Origin of the sequence: Companilactobacillus miaonis (genome assembly GCF_036913615.1) — a bacterium.
GTDB lineage: Bacteria > Bacillota > Bacilli > Lactobacillales > Lactobacillaceae > Companilactobacillus.
On sequence record NZ_JAYKTX010000003.1, the window covers coordinates 136,344 to 149,821 of the forward strand.

At 36.2% G+C, this 13,478-nt stretch carries 12 protein-coding genes; 10 read left to right on the forward strand and 2 right to left on the reverse strand.

What is annotated here, in order from left to right; all coding sequences use genetic code 11:
* Window positions 1-3: 3 nt before the first annotated feature.
* The 3 genes from rsgA to U8521_RS03550 are packed head-to-tail and all read left to right on the forward strand — an operon-like array spanning window position 4 to window position 2,229.
* The gene (gene rsgA / locus U8521_RS03540) at window positions 4-894 is read left to right on the forward strand and encodes a ribosome small subunit-dependent GTPase A (protein WP_334332970.1); all 891 of its coding nucleotides are present in this window, start codon (window positions 4-6) and stop codon (window positions 892-894) included.
* Window positions 895-907: 13 nt separating this feature from the next.
* On the forward strand, window positions 908-1,579 hold the full coding sequence (rpe, locus tag U8521_RS03545; RefSeq protein ID WP_334332969.1) for a ribulose-phosphate 3-epimerase: 672 nt from the start codon (window positions 908-910) through the stop codon (window positions 1,577-1,579).
* Entirely contained in the window at window positions 1,576-2,229 is a 654-nt protein-coding gene (locus tag U8521_RS03550) for a thiamine diphosphokinase (protein ID WP_334332968.1), read from the forward strand. Before rpe ends, U8521_RS03550 begins: the two co-directional genes overlap by 4 nt.
* 177 nt (window positions 2,230-2,406) lie before the next feature.
* Here the strand turns inward: U8521_RS03550 and U8521_RS03555 are convergent, their stop codons facing one another.
* Together U8521_RS03555 and rpmB are read right to left on the reverse strand one after the other, a co-directional pair.
* The gene (locus tag U8521_RS03555; RefSeq protein ID WP_334332967.1) at window positions 2,407-3,219 is read right to left on the reverse strand and encodes a hypothetical protein; all 813 of its coding nucleotides are present in this window, start codon (window positions 3,217-3,219) and stop codon (window positions 2,407-2,409) included.
* A gap of 95 nt (window positions 3,220-3,314) precedes the next feature.
* Window positions 3,315-3,500, reverse strand: coding sequence for a 50S ribosomal protein L28 (gene rpmB / locus U8521_RS03560; RefSeq protein WP_135371836.1), 186 nt, complete (start codon window positions 3,498-3,500; stop codon window positions 3,315-3,317).
* 198 nt (window positions 3,501-3,698) lie between these two features.
* On the opposite strand from rpmB, the gene U8521_RS03565 reads away from it, so the two are divergent.
* The 7 genes from U8521_RS03565 to smc all read left to right on the forward strand — a co-directional run bounded on the left by U8521_RS03565 (window position 3,699) and on the right by smc (window position 13,478).
* Window positions 3,699-4,067 (forward strand): Asp23/Gls24 family envelope stress response protein, encoded by a 369-nt coding sequence (locus tag U8521_RS03565; RefSeq protein ID WP_135371834.1) that lies wholly within the window; start codon window positions 3,699-3,701, stop codon window positions 4,065-4,067.
* A 63-nt stretch (window positions 4,068-4,130) separates the two neighbouring features.
* Window positions 4,131-5,765: a DAK2 domain-containing protein gene (locus U8521_RS03570; RefSeq protein ID WP_334333054.1), complete on the forward strand. Its 1,635-nt coding sequence runs from the start codon at window positions 4,131-4,133 to the stop codon at window positions 5,763-5,765.
* A gap of 75 nt (window positions 5,766-5,840) precedes the next feature.
* Window positions 5,841-7,877, forward strand: coding sequence for an ATP-dependent DNA helicase RecG (recG, locus tag U8521_RS03575; RefSeq protein WP_334351871.1), 2,037 nt, complete (start codon window positions 5,841-5,843; stop codon window positions 7,875-7,877).
* Window positions 7,878-7,889: 12 nt separating this feature from the next.
* Window positions 7,890-8,894: a phosphate acyltransferase PlsX gene (plsX, locus tag U8521_RS03580; protein ID WP_334332965.1), complete on the forward strand. Its 1,005-nt coding sequence runs from the start codon at window positions 7,890-7,892 to the stop codon at window positions 8,892-8,894.
* Window positions 8,895-8,904: 10 nt separating this feature from the next.
* Window positions 8,905-9,147 (forward strand): acyl carrier protein, encoded by a 243-nt coding sequence (acpP, locus tag U8521_RS03585; RefSeq protein WP_135371828.1) that lies wholly within the window; start codon window positions 8,905-8,907, stop codon window positions 9,145-9,147.
* 85 nt (window positions 9,148-9,232) lie between these two features.
* The gene (gene rnc / locus U8521_RS03590) at window positions 9,233-9,922 is read left to right on the forward strand and encodes a ribonuclease III (RefSeq protein ID WP_334332964.1); all 690 of its coding nucleotides are present in this window, start codon (window positions 9,233-9,235) and stop codon (window positions 9,920-9,922) included.
* Window positions 9,923-9,932: 10 nt separating this feature from the next.
* On the forward strand, window positions 9,933-13,478 hold the full coding sequence (gene smc, locus U8521_RS03595) for a chromosome segregation protein SMC (protein WP_334351872.1): 3,546 nt from the start codon (window positions 9,933-9,935) through the stop codon (window positions 13,476-13,478).

Genomic DNA, 13,478 nt, shown 5'->3' on the forward strand with positions numbered 1-13,478 from the left:
TTTATGGAAAAAACAGGACGGATTATTAAGTCGATCAGTGGCTTTTATGATGTTTTTGATAATGAAAGTGAAACAATTATTCGAACAAGAGCACGTGGTAATTTTCGAAAGAGAAAAATCAAGCCAGTGGTAGGAGATAAAGTAACTTTTGATGCAACCGGTGATTTGGGTTATATTTTGGAAATTCTGCCACGTGAGAACAGTTTGGTTAGGCCACCGATAGCTAATGTTGACCAAGCAATCGTAGTTACATCGTCAGCACAACCAAATTTCTCCAGTAATCTCTTGGATAAAATTTTGATCAATTTGGAACATAATAAAATTGAACCAGTGATTTATTTAACTAAAGCAGATCTTTTGAGTGACGAGCAATATCAGCAATTAAAAGAGAATTTGCTGGGATATCATCAAGCGGATTACTTAGTTTTTGATGATCGAGATAGTTATAACGAACACCAGATTGCCAAATTAGAGGAGACTTTTGCTGATAAAGTGACAGTCTTCACGGGTCAATCTGGTGCTGGTAAATCAACGTTATTGAATCATATTGATACAGAATTAGGTTTAGCCACAGCTGAGATCTCACAGACCTTAAATCGTGGTAAACATACAACTAGACAAGTTTCATTGTTCAATATTGCTGACGGACTGGTCGCTGATACTCCAGGCTTTTCATCAATTGACTTGATGGACATCTCAGCCGAGGAATTACCAAAACTTTATCCAGAATTTCTTGATTACAGTGGTGATTGTCAGTTCAGAGGTTGCCGCCACGTTAACGAACCAGGTTGTGCTGTTAAAGAAGCTTTGTCAGAAGGCAAAATAATGCAAAGTCGCTATGATAATTATTTGTACTTTTTGAATGAAATTAATTCGTATAAAAAAAGATATTGAGGAGTTGAATTAAATGACAGTAAAAATTGCACCTTCAATTTTATCTGCAGATATTATGAACTTAGAACGTGACGTGAAACTAGCTGAAGATGCTGGAGCAGATTTGTTCCACATTGATGTGATGGATGGTCACTTTGTACCAAATATGTCTTTTAGTCCAAGTGTCGTTGAAGGGATGCGTCGAGTAACCGACAAGCCTTTAGACGTTCACATGATGGTCGATAATCCAGATCAGTATATTAAACCAATTGCTGATGCCGGAGCTGATACGATTTTGGTACATGCGGAAAGCACTAAACATATTTATCGTTCAATCGATTTGATCAAGAGTCTAGGTGTTAAAGCTGGGGTTGTTATTAATCCAGGTACCTCATTAGAAGCAGTTAAAGAATTATTCCCAGTGATCGATCAAATTTTGGTTATGACGGTTAATCCTGGTTTTGGTGGTCAAAAGTTTATTACTAATATGACTAAGAAGATTCAACGACTTGATCAATTACGTCAAACAGCGGCTGATGATGATTTTGAAATTGAGGTCGATGGCGGTGTCAACAATGAAACAATTGCCAAGTGTGCTCATGCCGGAGCTGATATTTTTGTAGCCGGTTCATATTTGTTTGGTCACGATGATATTAAAGAGCGCGTTGCTGATTTGAGAACAATGGCTGTGGATGCTAAAAAATGAAACGAGTAAATATTCTCTTGGGTGGTCCAAAAACAGAATACCCGCAAGAATTAAGTAGTATCAAGGCGATTCCTGGACCTTGGATTGGAGCCGATCGAGGTAGCCTTTATTTGCTCGAACAAGGAATTATTCCAGAAATTGCCATCGGTGATTTCGATTCAATTAGTAAAAAAGAACAAAAATTGCTCAAAGAAAATGTTCCGGATTTTAAAAAGTATCCACCTGAAAAAGATGATACTGATTCTGAACTTTGTTTATTGGCGGCACGGGACAAATTTGATGCACAAGAATATTACGTCTATGGGGCAACTGGCGGTAGAATCGATCATTTCTTAGTCAATCTGTTTCTACCATTTGATCCACGATTCTTAGATTTTTACGATAAGTTGTACTATAAATCAAAGACAAATACGATCCGTTTCTTTAGACCAGGTCATTACACGATATATCATGAAAATGGCATGAAGTATGTGGCTTTCGTCAATTTGGGACCAGTTACGCACTTGAAATTAAAAGATGCCAAATATAAATTGTCCGACTTTAGTGCTGGACATCCAGTCAGTTGGGCTAGCAATGAATTTCTTGGTGAGACGATCGATTTTGAGTTTCAAAGTGGAATTGTCGCAGTGATTCAAAGTAAAGATAACTAATGTTGTTGTTCTAGACTAAAAAAGAAGCTGAACTAATGCTACTTGCATTAATACAGCTTCTTTTTTAAAACACTAGAAAGAAATCATAAATCTACCATTCAATTTGTTGCAGAAGATGAAGGGACAGTAATTAAGATTAAGCAGGAAACCAATTACAAAACTTGTGCAGAATCAAAATCAGTTAGCAAAATCATTTTTAGGTGTCTGTTTGTCAGCTAAGACTTTTGAGGTTTTATCATACTTAAAGTGAATTTTATTTAATTGTGGATTAAATTTTTCAACGTTAAAATTGCTTTTTAAAATTCTAACGTTTGGTGATTGACGATAGAATCGTAATTCTTGTCCTTGAAAACTTGAATTACTTTTCACGGCTAAGTCGTTTTTGGCGTAGACAAAGGTTGTATCGATCTGTAAATCTCGAAAGAATAAGTTCGTTTTCCGGCGTAGTTCCAATTTGTTAAAAATGACTGAATTCTTTAAATAGATCGTTGAATTTTTGGCAAATAAATAGGCAAAAGTGGTATTTTGGGCAAATAATTTACTGTGATCTAAGGAAAGTCCAATGGCTTTGGTTTTATTACCAGTACCAATTTGACTTTCTTTGAATGAGAAATAGGAATTTTGACCGTAAATGGTGTCCCAACTGTCACTTGTGTTGCGGTCGATGGTTACGTTATCGCCATATACTTTTGAAGCATCGTAAGCACTGAGAGTGTTTTCGTCGTTGGCAGTGTAACTGAGTAATAGATTTTTGAAAATAACAGTTGCTCCTTGAACGACTGTAATGCTGGCGTACAATTTGACAGCTTCATTGTCATAAGTTTTACCAATGATTGAAATATTGTTGGTAATGGTACAAATTAAGGGATTATCTTTTGTAAAATAGGAGCCAGGTAATAATTCGATCACATCACCATCTTGAGCGTTAACGATGGCATTAGAAAGTCGATCATCATTATCTTTTTGATTTCCTATGAGTATTTTCATCATGAATCCCTCCCTTACAGAATAGAATATATTATAAAGTGTAAAATAAAAGAGACCAACAAGTAAATGTTAGTCTCTTTTAAATTCTAAAGTGATAATTATACACGAGTAACTTTTCCTGATTTCAATGCTCTAGCTGAAACCCATACACGTTTTGGCTTACCATCTACCATGATACGAACTTTTTGCAAGTTTGGCTTCCAAGCACGCTTTGTTTGGTTAAGAGCGTGTGAACGTTTGTTACCGAACACTGTCTTACGGCCTGTAATAATATCTTTTGCCATGGGACCGACCTCCTTTGGCTACATGTTTTTTCTTTAAAATATCACCTGACTAATTTACCATAACCTAGAAATGAAATCAATAGACTAATTGTGTAATAATAGAGTTTAATATGGTTTAAATCTTTAATTCGAAATGTTGCTATGATAAAATTTTAATGTTTATGATAGCTTAGGTCCAAAGAATAGGAGGATCCTGATATGGCAGTTACAATAAAAACAAAGCATGGTGAAATTGAAATTTCAACTAATACTGTTGCAACGATCGTTGGTGGAGCTGCTTCTGATATCTACGGTATTGTAGGTATGGCAAGCAAAAATCAATTGCGTGACGGCATGAATACAATTTTAAACCGTGAAGATTTTTCTAGAGGTATAGTGATTCATCAAGAGGACGGAAAGCTAGCCGTTGATGTTTATATTATTGTCGGATATGGAATTAAGATATCTGAAGTAGCTAAGAATTTAAAAGAAAAAGTGAAATACAACCTAGAAACAATGCTTGGGACACCAGCTGGCACTGTTAATGTATATGTTCAAGGAATTAAAGTTCTAGATGACATTGAATAGGTAAGCTAGTTGGAGGGAAAACTTTTGAGCAAAGAATTAATTACAAAAAAAGAATTTTCAGATATGATTCGTGTGGCATCACATCGACTCGAGAAGAATGCTAAATTTGTTAACTCATTAAATGTCTTTCCGGTTCCTGATGGTGATACCGGTACTAATATGAGTTTAACGATTCAGAGTGGTTTTAAGGCCGTTAATGAGTCTGAGAGCGACAACGTTGGTATTTTAGGAAAAGCCTTAGCTAAGGGGCTATTAATGGGTGCCCGTGGAAATTCAGGGGTTATTACATCACAAATTTTCCGTGGTTTTTCAAAGAGTATTGAAAATAAAGATACTTTAAATGCCATGGATTTGGCTAAAGCCTTTGATGACGGTGTAAAAACAGCCTATAAAGCTGTTATGAAACCAGTTGAAGGAACAATTTTGACAGTAGCACGTTTTGGTGCTGAAGCTGCCATGAAGAAAGTTGAAAGTACTAATGACACTGTTGAGATTTTAAAAGCAGTTGTTAAAGGTTCTAAAGTCGGTCTTGAAAAGACACCATCACTTTTGCCAGTTTTGAAAGAAGTTGGCGTAGTGGATTCTGGTGGTCAAGGACTAGTTTTCATTTATGAGGGCTTTTTAGAAGGTCTAAGCGGTCAAACTAGTGGTGATGAAGAATATGTTCCAGATGAACGTGATATGGCTGAAATGGTCAATGCGTCCCATCATCAATCAGTTCAAGGACAATTCAATACTGATGAGATTCAAAATGGTTATTGTACCGAAATGATGGTCGAATTGGGTAAAGATCCTACTAGTGATGAGAAATTCAACAATGATACCTTACGTAATTACTTAGATACAATTGGGGATTCATTGATTTGTGTGGCTGATGACGAAGTAGTCAAAGTTCACGTTCACACTAATTATCCATATAAAGTTTGGGCAGCCGGTCGCAAGTATGGGGCTTTGAGCAAAATTAAGATCGATAACATGCGTTTGCAACATGAAACAATTGTTGAAGAAGACGAACCAGTTGCAGAACCTGAACAAAAACAAATCGATTACGCAGTTATTGCTGTCTCCTCTGGGGAAGGTTTAGCTCAATTATTTGAAAGTTTAGGTGTCACGCATATTATCAGTGGTGGTCAAACGATGAATCCATCAACCAATGACATCGTGGATGCAATTAACAAATCTAATGCTAAACGTGCGTTAGTGCTACCTAATAACGGAAATATCATCATGGCAGCCAAACAAGCGGTTGATTTAGTAGATATCCCGGTGGCTATTGTTGGCACGAAGACGATTTCTCAAGGAATGACAGCCATGCTTTCATTCAATCCTGAAGCAGATTTGGAAGAAAATGAAGAGAACATGGAAGATTCATTGGATACAGTTAAGAGTGGTCAAATCACTCAAGCAATCCGTGATACAGAAATTGATGGTTTGAAGATCACTAAAGGTCATTACATGGGAATCGTCGATGGTAAAATTTTAGTAGATGATCCTGATATTGTTGCTGGAACTGAAAAAATGCTTGATAAGATGATCGATGAAGATAGCGAAGTTATTACTATCATGGTCGGTCAAGATGGAAATACTGAAGATGCTCAAAAGGTTGCAGATTACTTAGATGATAAATATTCTGACCTAGAGACAGAAATTCACCAAGGTGATCAACCAGTTTATCCATATTTGATTTCAGTTGAATAATTAAAAATTGAGGCAATGATGAAACAACAGTTTTGTCAGGCCTCTTTTCGTTCTAATCCAAAGAAAGGGGAAATTATGGATCTTAGAAAAGTATCATTAGCAACATTACCTTCGGTGGGGCCAAAACGTTTAGAAGCGTTGAAGTCATTAGGAATCGAGAATGTCTATGATTTGTTGTTTTATTTCCCGTTTCGTTATGAGGATATGGAAGCTAAATCTTTAGACGAAGCAGTTGATCAGGAAAAAATCTTACTCAAAGGCGTAGTTGCTAGTGATCCAGTTGTTTTTCGTTATGGCTATAAGAAAAATCGCTTGAATGTTCGCCTATTGGTAGAGAACGAATCGATCATGGTGACATTTTTTAATCAGCCTTGGTTAAAAGATAAGTTTGAAACAGGCCTCGATGTGGCTGTTTATGGCAAATGGAATGAAAACCGCCGAGCACTGACAGGAATTAAAGTAATTGATGTTAATAATGACGATTCGATTGATTCAGTTTATTCAGTCAATAAAAATATTCATCAAAAAACTTTAATAAATTTGATTAAAGTTGCTTTCGAAAAATACCATCAAGAAATTGAGACCGTCGTGCCAGATTATTTGCGGAAAAAGTATAAATTGTTAGATGATGAGGAAATTGTTGCTGGAGTACATTTTCCTAAGACACCTCAGCAGAGTGATGAAGCGCGTCGCAGTGCAAAATTTAGGGAGTTTTTCTTATTTCAATGTGGCTTGCAGAGTATCAAATTAGAAGATAACCAAAAGAATTTAGGTATTATCGAAAATTATGATAAAAAATTTATTCAACAATTTATTGCTGATTTACCGTTCACGTTAACTGATGCCCAACAAAAGGTCGTCAAAGAAATATTGGGTGATATGGATTCAGATCATCACATGAATCGACTTTTACAAGGGGATGTTGGTTCTGGAAAGACTATCGTCTCAGTAATTGCGATGTTAGCTTCGGTGACAGCGGGATTTCAAGCTAGTATTATGGCGCCAACTGAAATTTTGGCACAACAGCATTTTGATAAAATCAGCAAATTGCTAGCGCCATTAAAGATCCGTGTGGCATTATTGACCGGTTCACAAACTAAAAAAGAGCATGATTTTATTACTGAAGATATTGCTAGTGGAAAAACTAATATCGTGGTCGGAACGCATGCTTTGATTCAAGAGGGAGTTGATTTCAAAAATCTTGGTTTGATCGTCATTGATGAGCAACATCGATTTGGAGTCAATCAACGAAAGGCTATGCGGCAAAAAGGTGACAATCCGGATGTTTTAGCGATGACTGCCACGCCAATCCCGAGAACTTTAGCCATTACGACTTATGGGGACATGGATGTTTCAAGAATCGATCAGTTACCAGCTGGTCGAAAGAAAATTGAAACCTACTGGATTCGTAGTCAAAAGATTGAACAGATGTATCAATTTGTGGCTAAAGAATTATCCACTGGAGCTCAGGTTTATGTCGTGACGCCTTTGATCTCAGAATCTGAAAAAATAGATTTAAAAAACGCTGAATTGATTTATGATAAGTTTAATGAATTATTTGGTCAAAAATATCAAATTGGTTTGTTACATGGGCAAATGCCAAATGATCAAAAAGAAGCAGTGATGAATGATTTTGCCGACAAAAAAATCGATGTCTTAGTTTCAACGACGGTCATTGAAGTTGGGGTCGATGTTCCTAATGCTTCAGTGATGGTCATTTATGATGCCAATCGGTTTGGCTTGTCACAATTACATCAGTTACGTGGCCGTGTTGGTCGTGGAGAAAAGCAATCGTACTGTATTTTAATTGCTGATCCTAAAAATGAAGCTGCTTTAGAAAGAATGAAAATTTTAACATCAACTAATGATGGTTTCGTTTTGGCTGAAGCTGACTTGAAAATGCGTGGGGCTGGTGATTTATTGGGGAATCGTCAGTCAGGGTTGCCGGAATTTAAAGTCGGTAATCCAATCAATGACATTAATATTTTGGAAATTGCTCAAGAGGAAGCAACGAACTTATTTGAAAATGAATCTTTGATGAATAGTTCAGAAACTTTAAATTTACGGATGTTTATTAAAGATGAATTCGATCAATTAAATAATTTTGATTAGTGAGGAAATAAAATGAAAATAGCTGTCGATGCAATGGGTGGAGACAATGCTCCACAAGTGATAGTTGAAGGAATCGAACAAGCTCGTGATGAGTGGTCAGATCTAGAATTTGTACTGTATGGAGATCAAGCTCAAATTAAAGATTATTTGAAGGATGATACTCGAATTAAAATTGTCCACACTGATGAAGAGATTCTCGGTACGGATGAACCAGTTAAAGCAATACGTACTAAGAAAAATGCTTCAATGGTTTTGGCTGCTAAGTCAGTCAAAGATGGTGAAAATGATGCTTTATTTTCACTTGGAAATACTGGTGCTCTTTTAGCTGCAGGAATTTTTATCGTGGGAAGAATCAAACAAGTGTCACGCCCTGCTTTGATGCCAACCTTGCCAGTAACTAATTCTCCATTAGGAGTAAATATTTTGGATGTTGGAGCCAATGCAGAAGCTAAACCAGCATATTTACAACAATGGGCTATTATGGGGTCAATTTATGCACGAGACGTCAAGAAAATCGATAAGCCAAGAATTGCTCTTTTGAATAATGGGACTGAATACGACAAAGGTGACACACTTCATAAAGAAGCTTATCAATTATTGAAAAATACTGAAGGTATCAATTTTATCGGTAACGTTGAATCAAACAATATCTTAGCCGGTGTGGCCGACGTTATTGTTACGGATGGCTTTACTGGTAATGCTGCTTTGAAGGCTACTGAAGGTACAGCGACGATTCTTTTAAGTGAGTTGAAAGATGCCTTGCTAAATAATGGTATTTTTACTAAAATGGGTGCAGCTATCGTTTCGCCTTCTCTAAAGGGATTAAAGAAGATGTTTGATACTTCTCAAGCAGGTGGAGCAGTCCTTTTGGGTCTGAAGTCACCAGTTATCAAAGCTCATGGGGCAGCCGATGCTAAGACAGTCTTTTATACTGTTAAGCAGATTAATGATATGCTAAAGAACGATACGATTAATAAAGCAAATAAATATTTTGAACAAATGAATCCAGAAAAATAAGGAGATCTCCATGACAGAACAAGAAGTTTTTGATAAAATCGTTTCACTAATTGCTGATAAATTTGAGGTTGATGCTTCAACAATTACTAAAGAAACATCCTTCACAAAGGATCTTGATGCAGACTCAATCGACCTAGTTGAATTTGTACTTGAATTAGAAGATGCCTTTGGTTCAGAAATCCCTGACGACGATGCAGAAAAGATCACCACCGTCGGTGAGGCAGTTAGTTACATTTCATCACATCAAAAATAAGGCCGAATGGTCTTATTTTTTTATCCGGATAATTATTTAAGTGGAAAGTTTAGTATAATTAATATTATTGGAAAGGGGACACGTTATGTTAGATCCGAAATTCTTAGAGTTTTTAGATGAAAAATACGGAATTAAGTTTAACGATAAAAGTTTGGTTGAGAGAGCAATGACTCACTCGTCATTTGACAATGAGCACAAGGAGTTGGGAATTGGTGATTACGAGCGTCTGGAATTTTTAGGAGATGCCGTTTTGGAAATTAATATCTCTCGTTATTTATTTAAGAAATATCCTGAATTACCTGAAGGAAAATTGACTCGTTTGAGATCAGATATTGTGCGAACAGATAGTTTTGCACGTTTTGCAAAGGAAATTCAAATTGACAAGTACTTGTTGATTGGTAAAGGCGAAGAAAAACAAGGCGCTCGTCAAAGACATACCTTGCTTGAAGATATCTTTGAAGCCTTTAATGGAGCCTTGTACCTTGATCAAGGTAACGAAGTGGTCAATGATTTCTTGAAGAAAGTCGTTTATCCACACATCGATTCTGGCGAATTTTCAGAAGATACTGACTTTAAGACACACTTACAAGAAAAATTACAACAATCAGGTGAAGTCGAAATTGATTACAAAGTAATTGATGAAGAAGGTCCTGATCATGACAAGAAGTTCAAAGTTGAATTGATTGCCAATGGTAAAATTTTATCCAAAGGTCTTGGCTACAGTAAGAAGCATGCTGAACAGATGGCAGCCAAGCGCGCACTAGAGGAATTATAGGAGTTTATTTATGCCGTTAAAATCATTAACGATCAATGGGTTTAAGTCATTTGCTGATAAAACAAAGATTGATTTTACGAGTGGAATCACTGGTATCGTCGGACCCAACGGGAGTGGAAAATCAAATATTACTGAAGCAATTCGTTGGGTAATGGGTGAACAATCAGCAAAAAGCTTACGTGGAGACAAGATGGTCGATGTGATTTTTGCTGGTAGTGCGACTCGTCCTCAGATGAATCGTGCTGAAGTGATTTTAGAGTTTGACAATCACAATCATGAATTGAAATCGGCCCAAGATAATATTACGATCTGTCGCCGCTTGTTTAGAAATGGCGATACTGAATTTTTGATCAATAAAAAGGCTTGTCGATTGCGTGACATTACTGAATTATTTATGGATTCTGGGATGGGAAAGCAGTCATTTTCAATCATCTCTCAAGGTCGAGTTGAAGCTATTTTCAACAGCAAACCGACTGAAAGACGTAGTATCATTGAAGAATCCGCTGGAGTGTCACTTTTTAAGCAGAAGAAACAACAAGCTGAAAATAAATTGTCAGAAACGACGGATAACTTGCATCGTGTGTCTGATATTGTTTCAGAGTTATCTAAACAAGTCGAACCATTAAAAGAGCAAGCTAGTATTGCTCGAGATTATCAAGAACAAAAGAGCAAGTATGATAGTATCTATCAAAAAATCTTAACGATTGAAATCAAAGATTTGTCTTCACAAAAACATCAGATTGATAAAGAATTACGTGAAGTAAAATTGAGTGCTGAAAATATTGCCCAACAAGTTAAAATCGCTAATAAACAAGTTGAAGACAATAACCAAAAGATTCAACAACTTACGAAAAAAATCGACGAACAACAAAATAAATTGACTGATAATACACGAATTTTAGAAGTCTATAACGGAAAAGTTGCTGTAGCTGATGAGAGAAGTGGCTTTAATACTACCAGTCAAGCTTCTTTGAAGAAGCAGTTGTCAGATTTGTTAGAGCAGAAGCAAGCTAATCAGGAAAAATTAACTGCCTCTAGTCAAAAACTAGCTGATTGTAAGGCGAAAATCCAACAGTTTGAAAAGCAGCTGAAAGATGTTCAACAATTGAAGCAGAAGACACCGGCTGATATTTCTAAAAATATTGATCAATTGCGTGACGACTATGTCAATTTCTTACAGGATCAAGTTTCTAATAATAATGATCAAAAGTATTCTCAAAAGCAATTGGACCGAGTTCTTGCTTCTATTGCTGAACAAAATAAACAAGTGGCAGAAATCAATCAAAGTACTAAGGAATCACAATCTAAAGCTGATATTTTGCAGAAAAGAATTGCTGATTTGATAAGTGATAACAAATCTTTGATTGAACAAGATCAAACTCTCTCAAAACAAATTGAACAAATTACTGAAACTGGTAAGAAGGAAAATAGTAATTACTTAGCTATTTTGGAGGGCTTACAAGAAATTAAAGCGCGTAAAAAAGTGTTGGAAAACATGGAACAAGAGCACGCTGGTTTCTTTGAGGGCGCTAAGAATGTTTTAAATAATCAAGAAAAGTTGCCAGGTATTGTCGGTGCTATTGCTGAATTAATTTCTGTACCTAAAGATTATCAATTAGCAATTGAGACTGTAGTAAGTAATCAATTACAATCGATTGTTACAGAAGATGAGTCTGCAGCTAAAAAAGCAATTTCATTTTTGCGTCAAAGTCGTGGTGGACGGGCCACTTTCTTGCCGATCAATATCATTCGTCCTCGTGAGATCTACGCTAACGATTTGAACAAAGCCAAAGCAATCGCCGGTTTTGTTGGGGTCGCTAGTGATTTGGTAAAGTATGACCAAAAAGTTGGTAATATCGTTAAAAATATTTTAGGTAACTTATTAGTGGCTCAAAATATCGATGTTGCTACGAAAATTTCTGCAGCTGTGGCTCGTAAATATCGGGTGGTAACTTTAGACGGAAATGTTGTTAATGCTGGCGGATCTTTAACTGGTGGACAACAACGCCGAGTTAATTCCAATATTTTAACGAGAAAAGATGATCTAACGCAGTTAACAAAACAACTGTCACAAAAAGAATTATCACTTGATCAAAAGCAGCAAGAAGTTCAAGATTTACGGAATCAATTGATCAAACTAAATGCAGAAAAGAAAACTGCTGATGAAAAATTAGCTAGTTTTAATCAAGAAAAGAATCAATTAGAGAATTCGTTGTCAACTTATCAAAATGAAAAGAAACATTTTGATGAGCGTTTAACGATTGTTCAATATGGTTTGTCTAAAAATCAAACTGAAGCAAGTCAATTGCAACAAGATTTAGCGAAACAAACACAATTAGCAGAAAAAATTAAGCAAAATATTTCCCAAAATCAAGCAGAAATTGAACAGAAGCAAAAGTTACTAACTGATTTTGATGCAGAATTGAAATCGATCAATGAAAATGAACGTCAATTACAGACGCAACTGGCCGTCATTAAGAGTACTTTTGAAACTGCCTCGGTTCAAAACGATGAATTGAAATCAGCCGGTCAAAAACTTGATTTGCAATTGGATGATGTCAATCAACGTTTGAAGACCTTGGATTCAGAAAAAGACCAGTTGAATTTGAGTAATTCAGAAGTGAAAAAACGAATTGAAACGCTTAAAAAAGAAATCGCTCAACTTGAAAAGAGCCTGGCTTCTTTGAGAGAGCAACGTGAGCAACAACAAGCTTTGTCGAGTGATTTGAATAATAAAGCTCAGAGAAATTTTGATTTACAAAAAAATGCTTCTGATCAACAAGAAGGTTTAGCAATTAAGAATACCAAACTCTCCAATGAGATTAATAGTCGCCTTGATACGCTGTCTCAGGATTATCAAATGACTTATGAAGCTTCACTCTTAGAATTAAACAAAGGTGATTTTGATCCGCAACAGTTGCAAAAAGAAGCTCGCTTACTCAAAATGGGAATTGAAGAGTTAGGTGAGGTCAATTTGGCTGCTATCGCTGAATATGATAAGGTCAAAGATCGTTATGAATTCTTAACTCAACAGCAAAATGATTTATTGAAAGCTCGTGCTCAGTTGTTGGATACGATGGCAGAGATGGATAAGGAAGTAACGACTCGCTTTAAAAAGACTTTTGATGAAGTTGCCGCTGCCTTTGAAGTGATTTTTCCGGAGATGTTTGCCGGTGGTCGAGCCAAGTTAGTTTTGACGGAACCAGATAATTTGTTAGAAACTGGAATTGAGATCATTGCCCAACCACCAGGGAAGAAATTTCAACGTTTGAGTTTGTTGTCAGGTGGTGAAAAGGCTTTGACGGCAATCACTTTATTATTTGCCATTATCAAAGTTAAACCAGTTCCTTTCTGTATTTTGGATGAAGTTGAAGCTTCACTTGATGATGCGAATGTTTATCGTTTTGCTAACTATTTGAATCAATATGATGACAATACTGAATTTATCGTAATCACTCATCGTAAAGGAACGATGATGAATGTCAATCGCTTATACGGCGTCACGATGGAAGAGTCTGGTGTGTCATGCATGTTAAGTGTCGAAGTTAAAGGATAA

Excerpts from the sequence above, each read along its gene's own strand:
- U8521_RS03570 (WP_334333054.1), top strand. The coding sequence starts at position 4,131 with ATGATTCGTGTGGCATCACATCGACTCGAGAAGAATGCTAAATTTGTT.
- U8521_RS03555 (WP_334332967.1), bottom strand. The coding sequence starts at position 3,219 with ATGATGAAAATACTCATAGGAAATCAAAAAGATAATGATGATCGACTT.
- U8521_RS03565 (WP_135371834.1), top strand. The coding sequence starts at position 3,699 with ATGGCAGTTACAATAAAAACAAAGCATGGTGAAATTGAAATTTCAACT.
- rsgA (WP_334332970.1), top strand. The coding sequence starts at position 4 with ATGGAAAAAACAGGACGGATTATTAAGTCGATCAGTGGCTTTTATGAT.
- plsX (WP_334332965.1), top strand. The coding sequence starts at position 7,890 with ATGAAAATAGCTGTCGATGCAATGGGTGGAGACAATGCTCCACAAGTG.
- smc (WP_334351872.1), top strand. The coding sequence starts at position 9,933 with ATGCCGTTAAAATCATTAACGATCAATGGGTTTAAGTCATTTGCTGAT.
- rpmB (WP_135371836.1), bottom strand. The coding sequence starts at position 3,500 with ATGGCAAAAGATATTATTACAGGCCGTAAGACAGTGTTCGGTAACAAA.
- rnc (WP_334332964.1), top strand. The coding sequence starts at position 9,233 with ATGTTAGATCCGAAATTCTTAGAGTTTTTAGATGAAAAATACGGAATT.
- rpe (WP_334332969.1), top strand. The coding sequence starts at position 908 with ATGACAGTAAAAATTGCACCTTCAATTTTATCTGCAGATATTATGAAC.
- recG (WP_334351871.1), top strand. The coding sequence starts at position 5,841 with ATGGATCTTAGAAAAGTATCATTAGCAACATTACCTTCGGTGGGGCCA.
- acpP (WP_135371828.1), top strand. The coding sequence starts at position 8,905 with ATGACAGAACAAGAAGTTTTTGATAAAATCGTTTCACTAATTGCTGAT.
- U8521_RS03550 (WP_334332968.1), top strand. The coding sequence starts at position 1,576 with ATGAAACGAGTAAATATTCTCTTGGGTGGTCCAAAAACAGAATACCCG.